This window comes from Serratia sp. NA_13 (genome assembly GCF_052691735.1).
The window spans coordinates 46,084-52,319 of record NZ_JBQZFV010000022.1; the positions used below are offsets into that span (position 1 = coordinate 46,084).

Consider the following 6,236-nt stretch of genomic DNA (forward strand, 5'->3'; position numbering starts at 1 on the left):
CTGGTCACTTAGTTAACTAAATGACCAGGGTGAGAGAGGGCAGCCAGCCCCCCTGTCTTTTGAAGGATAACGGATATAAAGGATTCGTACATGAGCCAGCGAGGGTTAGAAGCGCTTTTACGTCCTAAATCGATTGCCGTTCTCGGCGCTTCACAACAGCCCGGCCGCGCCGGTAACCTGATGATGAGCAACCTGCTGGCCGGCGGTTTCAACGGGCCGGTGATGCCGGTCACCCCACGCTACAAGGCGGTGTGCGGCGTGATGGCCTACCCGGACGTCGCCAGCCTGCCCATCAGCCCCGATCTGGCGATAATTTGTACCCATGCGCAGCGCAACCTGGCATTGATTGAAGATCTGGGCAAGCGTGGCTGCAAAACCGCCATTGTGCTCTCCTCCCCGCCGGAACAGTTCGCCGAGCTGAAAGCCTGCGCGCAGCGTTATTCGATGCGCCTGCTGGGCCCCAACAGTCTCGGCCTGCTGGCTCCCTGGCAAGGCATTAACGCCAGTTTCTCACCTGTCCCCATTCTCAAAGGCAAGCTGGCGTTTATTTCCCAGTCCGCCGCCGTGGCCAATACCATTCTCGACTGGGCACAACAGCGTGAGGTTGGCTTCTCTTATTTTATCGCGCTGGGCGATAGCCTGGATATTGACGTCGACGACCTGCTGGATTTTCTGGCGCGCGACAGTAAAACCAGCGCCATTTTGCTGTATCTGGAAAACATCAGCGATGCACGGCGCTTTTTATCCGCCTCGCGCAGTGCCTCGCGCAACAAACCGATTCTGGTGGTCAAAAGCGGCCGCAGCCAGCAGGCCCAGCTGTTGCTTAACAGCCAACAGGGGCTGGATGCCGCTTATGATGCTGCTATCCAGCGCGCCGGTTTGTTGCGCGTGCAGGATACTCATGAGCTGTTCTCCGCAGTAGAGACCCTGAGCCATATGCACCCGCTGCGCGGCGAGCGGCTGATGATCGTCAGCAACGGTGCCGCACCGGCCGCTATGGCTCTGGACGAGCTGCTGGGCCGCAATGGCAAACTGGCGCAGTTGGGGGGCGAGATCCTGGCGCAGCTTGGCGAGGCTTTGCCCGAGTTTATCCACGCCGGCAACCCGATAGACCTGCGTGATGACGCAACACCGCAACGTTATCTGGCGGCGGTTAAAACGCTGCTCGACAGCCATGACTACGACGCCTTGCTGCTGATCCACGCCCCAAGCGCGGCGGCCCCGGGCACCATTACCGCCGAACGTATTATCGAGGCGGTGCGTCAACACCCACGTGGCAAACGCATTACGCTGCTCACCAATTGGTGCGGTGAATATTCCTCGCAAGAAGCCCGACGACTGTTTACCGAGGCTGGCATCCCCACCTATCGCACCCCGGAAGGCACGGTGACCGCGTTTATGCATATGGTGGAATACCGCCGTAATCAGAAACAGTTAAAAGAAACCCCAGCGCTCCCGGTCGGCCTGACCGCCAACACCGCTGATGCTCATAGGCTGATTCAGCAGGCGCTGGCCGAAGGTGCTACGCAACTCGATACCCACGAGGTGCAATCGATTCTGCAGGCCTATGACCTGACCACGCTGCCAACCTGGATTGCCGAAGACAGTGCCGAAGCGGTGCATATCGCCGAGCAAATTGGCTACCCGGTAGCCCTGAAACTGCGTTCGCCGGATATTCCCCACAAGTCTGAGGTGCAGGGCGTGATGCTCTATTTGCGCACCGCGACCGAAGTGCAGCGTGCCGCAGAAGCTATTCTTGACCGGGTGAAGCGTACCTACCCGCAGGCGCGTATCCACGGTTTGCTGGTGCAGAGCATGGCCAACCGCGCCGGGGCACAAGAGCTGCGTATTGCGGTGGAACAGGATGCCATTTTTGGCCCATTGATCATGCTGGGCGAAGGGGGCATCGAATGGCGCCAGGAAAATCAGGTCGCGGTGGCACTGCCGCCGCTGAATATGGCGCTGGCGCGCTATCTGGTATTGCAGGCGGTAAAAGGAGGAAAAATCCGCGGGCGCAGTGCCCTGAGGCCGCTGGATATTCCCGGGCTGAGCCGCCTGTTGGTACAAGTTTCCAATCTGATCCTCGACTGTCCGGAAATCACTCGTCTGGATATCCACCCGGTACTGGCGTCCGACAGCGAATTCACCCTGCTGGACGTTTCCATGCAGCTTGCCCCGTTTGTGGGTGACCCGCAGGCGCGGCTGGCGATCCGTCCTTATCCTCATGAACTGGAAGAAACTATTGGGTTGAAAGACGGTTCGCAATGCCTGTTCCGGCCGATCCTGCCGGAAGATGAGCCAGCGCTGAAACACTTTATCGATCGCGTGACCAAGGAAGATCTCTACTATCGCTACTTCAGTGAGATCAACGAGTTTACCCATGACGATTTGGCTAACATGACGCAGATCGACTACGATCGAGAAATGGCTTTTGTAGCAGTACGTGATGAACAGATCATCGGCGTCACCCGCGCTCTGTCCGACCCAGACAATACCGATGCGGAATTTGCCGTGCTGGTGCGTTCCGATCTGAAAGGACTCGGTCTGGGACGCCAACTGCTGGAAAAAATGATCGCCTATGCCCGGGCCCATGGGTTAACCCGTCTGACCGGTATCACCATGCCGAACAATCGCGGAATGATCGGGCTGGCACAGCGATTGGGCTTTGGTATTGATGTGCAGCTCGAGGACGGTATCGTCAATTTGACCCTGCCGTTGCAGGCGGAGAAAGCGGAGTGACCTGTGTCGCAATGCGCTACGAATCCACCACTTAACGCCAAAACATACGCACAATCGAGGCAACTAGTGGTATTATCGCCCGATTATTCGATTTGTTGTTTTTCCGTATTTGGCGTTCAGGCCATCTAATCATGAGAGAAGAAGCGCACTGTGATGTTGTCAAAATTTAAACGTAGCAAACATCAACAACACCTTGCACAACTGCCCAAACTCCCTCAGACGGTAGCTGATGTACGCACTTTGTACACGCCGTCTGATTACCGTGCCACCCTGCTGGAATTAATCGCTAACGCCACCCAACGTATTTATCTGGTCGCTCTGTATCTGGAGCACGACGACGCCGGGCGCGATATTCTCAACGCACTTTATCAGGCGAAGCAGCGGTGTCCGGAGCTGGAGATTTGCATTCTGGTCGACTGGCATCGTGCCCAGCGTGGGCGTATCGGCGCCGCGGCCACCAATACCAACGCCGACTGGTACTGCTCAATGGCAGACCAGCATCCGGGGCTGCCGGTGCCGATATACGGCGTACCGGTCAATACCCGTGAAGCCTTGGGCGTGTTGCACCTGAAAGGTTTTGTTGTCGACGATACCGTGATTTACAGCGGTGCCAGTATCAATGACGTCTACCTGCATCAGCATGAAAAATACCGTTACGATCGCTACCAACTGATCACCAACGGTGAATTGGCCAATACCCTGGTCGATTACATCAAACAGCAGCTGCTGACCGCCGGTGCCGTACAACGTTTGGATCGTGGCGATCGCCCGAAAAGCCCCGAGATCAAAAACGAAACTCGCCTGTTCCGTTTCGGCCTGCGCCGTGCCGGCTACCAGTTTCGTAACAACGCCGGCAACGATGAGCTGGCGGTAACACCGCTGGTTGGGCTGGGCAAACAAAGCATACTGAATAAAACCATTCACCACCTGATGTCTAGCGCCGATCAGAAACTGACGCTGTGCACCCCCTACTTCAACCTGCCGGCACTGCTGGTGCGCAATATCATCTATCTGTTGCGCCAGGGCAAGCAGGTGGAAATCATTGTCGGTGATAAAACCGCTAATGACTTCTATATTCCGGAAGATCAGCCATTCAAAATTATCGGCGCGCTGCCTTACCTGTACGAAATCAATCTGCGACGCTTTCTCAGCCGTCTGCAACGTTATATCGATACCGGTCAGCTGATTGTTCGCCTGTGGAAAGACGGCGATAACAGCTATCACCTGAAAGGCATGTGGGTAGATGACGAATGGCAGTTGATTACCGGTAATAACCTCAACCCACGCGCCTGGCGGTTGGATCTGGAAAATGCCATTCTGATCCACGATCCCAAGCAGGAAATGCGTGAGCAGCGGCATAAAGAGCTGGAATGTATCCGTACCCATACCACCGTGGTGGGGCACTATCTGGAATTGCAAAGCATCCAGGAGTATCCGATCAAAGTGCGTAAGCTGATCCGCCGTCTGCGCCGTATCCGTATCGACCGATTGATTAGCCGTATACTGTAAGCGCGCTATAATTCAGCTATCGCAGACCCCGGCACTTGCCGGGGTTTTTTATGAACCATGACAACAAGATGTTTTCATTATGCGCCCACTCCGCTGTCTGTTTGTGCTGTCCTTTGTCCTGTTCACCAGCGGTTGCACCCATTGGGCAAATGACAGCTGGACCGGAAAAGACAAGGCGCAGCATTTTGTCTCTTCCGCAGCCTTTGCCGCCGCCGGTACCACTTATGGCGATCATCAAAACTGGAGTGAGGCTCGCAGCCGCAGCTTTGGCCTGATATTCTCGATCGGACTGGGTGCCGTCAAAGAACTGTATGACAGTCGCGAAGGCGGCACTGGCTGGAGCTGGAAGGATTTTGCCTGGGATGTGGCGGGCGCGGCTACCGGTTATAGCCTGTACCACGCCACCCGTTGATTCACAGTTGGATTTCTTTCCCCTTGCGATGCAAGCGAAGTGAAACGATCAGCGCCAACAGACACATACTGGAAACATACCAGAAGAAGGCATTCTCTATACCGTACGACTTCAGCGACAGAGCAACATATTCTGCAGACCCGCCAAACATCGCGTTAGCCACCGCATAAGACAACCCAACGCCTAGCGCCCGCACTTCCGGCGGGAACATTTCGGCTTTCAGTAACCCACTGATCGAGGTATAAAAACTGACAATAAACAGTGCCAGCACGATCAGACCGAATGCCACATAAGGATTGCTGACATTTTTCAAGGTTAACAGAATGGGTACTGTGAGCAAGGTGGCGAAAGAGGCAAAGATCAGCATTGAGCTACGGCGACCAATCTTGTCCGAGAACGCACCTACCAGCGGTTGCAATAGCATGTAGATAAACAACGCTGCGGTCATGATGCCGCTGGCCAACTTGGCGTCCATACCTGAGGTATTCACCAGGTATTTTTGCATATAGGTGGTGAAGGTATAGAAACTTAATGAACCGCCGGCGGTGAATCCCAGTACCATCAGAAACGCCTTACGGTTTTTCCACAGACCTTTCAACGAACCGGCATCTTTATGATTCCTGGTTTTCGCATCGGACGTTTCATTCAGTGAACGTCGCAGGTACAGCGCAACCACCGCCAATACTGCGCCCAGCGCAAATGGAATGCGCCAACCCCAAGCTTTCAGCTCTTCTGTAGAAAGAATTTGCTGCAACGCTACCAGCACCAAGAGCGCCAATAACTGGCCACCAATCAGCGTCACGTATTGGAATGAAGCATAGAACCCACGCTTTCCCTTGATCGCCACCTCACTCATGTAGGTAGCGCTGGTGCCATATTCTCCCCCGACGGAAAGCCCCTGGAACAACCGAGCCACCAACAGCAACACCGGTGCCCAACTGCCGATCGAATCGTAGGTTGGCAAACAGGCGATCACCAGCGATCCGGCGCACATCATACAGACCGAAATCAACATCGAGTTTTTACGGCCATGCTTATCGGCGATATAACCGAACAACCAGCCACCGATTGGGCGCATGAAGAAACCTGCGGCAAACACACCGGCCGTTTGCAGCAACTGGGTAGTGCTGTTGCCGGCGGGGAAAAACGAAGCGGCAAAGTAGATAGAACAGAAGGAATAGACGTAAAAATCAAACCACTCCACCAGGTTCCCTGATGAAGCCCCAACAATCGCGAAAATACGTTTCTTTTTGTCCTGAACCGCCAGCTCGGCGGCCCCTCCATCCTCAATGGCCGAGGTTGTTTCTGTCATTTTATATTCTCCGAGCCAGATAAACAGTGAAGTCAGCGTCCTGCCGTTTAAATGTAACTTAATTGTTAGCGTTTAGTTAACGATTAAAACAAATAGCGGACGAAGAATATAGCGTGATTTATGTGATGCGCATTGAAGAGTGGGGTGAAAATTGATGGGATAACGGTCATTTATTTATAGCAGGCAAAGCAAAAAGGCCATCCTTTCGGATGGCCTCTTGGCTTAATTGATGCCTGGCAGTGTCCTACTCTCGCATGGGGAGAC

At 54.5% G+C, this 6,236-nt stretch carries 4 protein-coding genes; 3 read left to right on the forward strand and 1 reads right to left on the reverse strand.

Annotated features, from left to right (window positions below; genetic code table 11):
- Positions 1-90: 90 nt before the first annotated feature.
- The 3 genes from ACUTSU_RS21640 (at position 91) to ACUTSU_RS21650 (ending at position 4,660) form a co-directional block, all read left to right on the forward strand.
- Positions 91-2,739 carry a bifunctional acetate--CoA ligase family protein/GNAT family N-acetyltransferase gene (locus ACUTSU_RS21640; RefSeq protein WP_445654709.1) on the forward strand — a complete coding sequence of 883 codons (2,649 nt, stop codon included), beginning with the start codon at positions 91-93 and terminating at the stop codon, positions 2,737-2,739.
- A 153-nt stretch (positions 2,740-2,892) separates the two neighbouring features.
- Positions 2,893-4,248 (forward strand): CDP-diacylglycerol--serine O-phosphatidyltransferase, encoded by a 1,356-nt coding sequence (gene pssA, locus ACUTSU_RS21645; RefSeq protein ID WP_445652357.1) that lies wholly within the window; start codon positions 2,893-2,895, stop codon positions 4,246-4,248.
- Between the two features lie 79 nt (positions 4,249-4,327).
- Positions 4,328-4,660 carry a YfiM family lipoprotein gene (locus ACUTSU_RS21650; protein WP_445652358.1) on the forward strand — a complete coding sequence of 111 codons (333 nt, stop codon included), beginning with the start codon at positions 4,328-4,330 and terminating at the stop codon, positions 4,658-4,660.
- A gap of 1 nt (position 4,661) precedes the next feature.
- Here ACUTSU_RS21650 and ACUTSU_RS21655 read toward each other — a convergent pair whose 3' ends face one another.
- A complete protein-coding gene (locus ACUTSU_RS21655) occupies positions 4,662-5,972 on the reverse strand; it encodes an MFS family transporter (RefSeq protein WP_445652359.1) in 1,311 nt (436 codons plus the stop codon).
- Between the last annotated feature and the right edge of the window lie 264 nt (positions 5,973-6,236).

Coding starts and splice junctions, on each gene's coding strand:
- ACUTSU_RS21650 (WP_445652358.1), top strand. CDS start 4,328: ATGCGCCCACTCCGCTGTCTGTTTGTGCTGTCCTTTGTCCTGTTCACC.
- ACUTSU_RS21640 (WP_445654709.1), top strand. CDS start 91: ATGAGCCAGCGAGGGTTAGAAGCGCTTTTACGTCCTAAATCGATTGCC.
- pssA (WP_445652357.1), top strand. CDS start 2,893: ATGTTGTCAAAATTTAAACGTAGCAAACATCAACAACACCTTGCACAA.
- ACUTSU_RS21655 (WP_445652359.1), bottom strand. CDS start 5,972: ATGACAGAAACAACCTCGGCCATTGAGGATGGAGGGGCCGCCGAGCTG.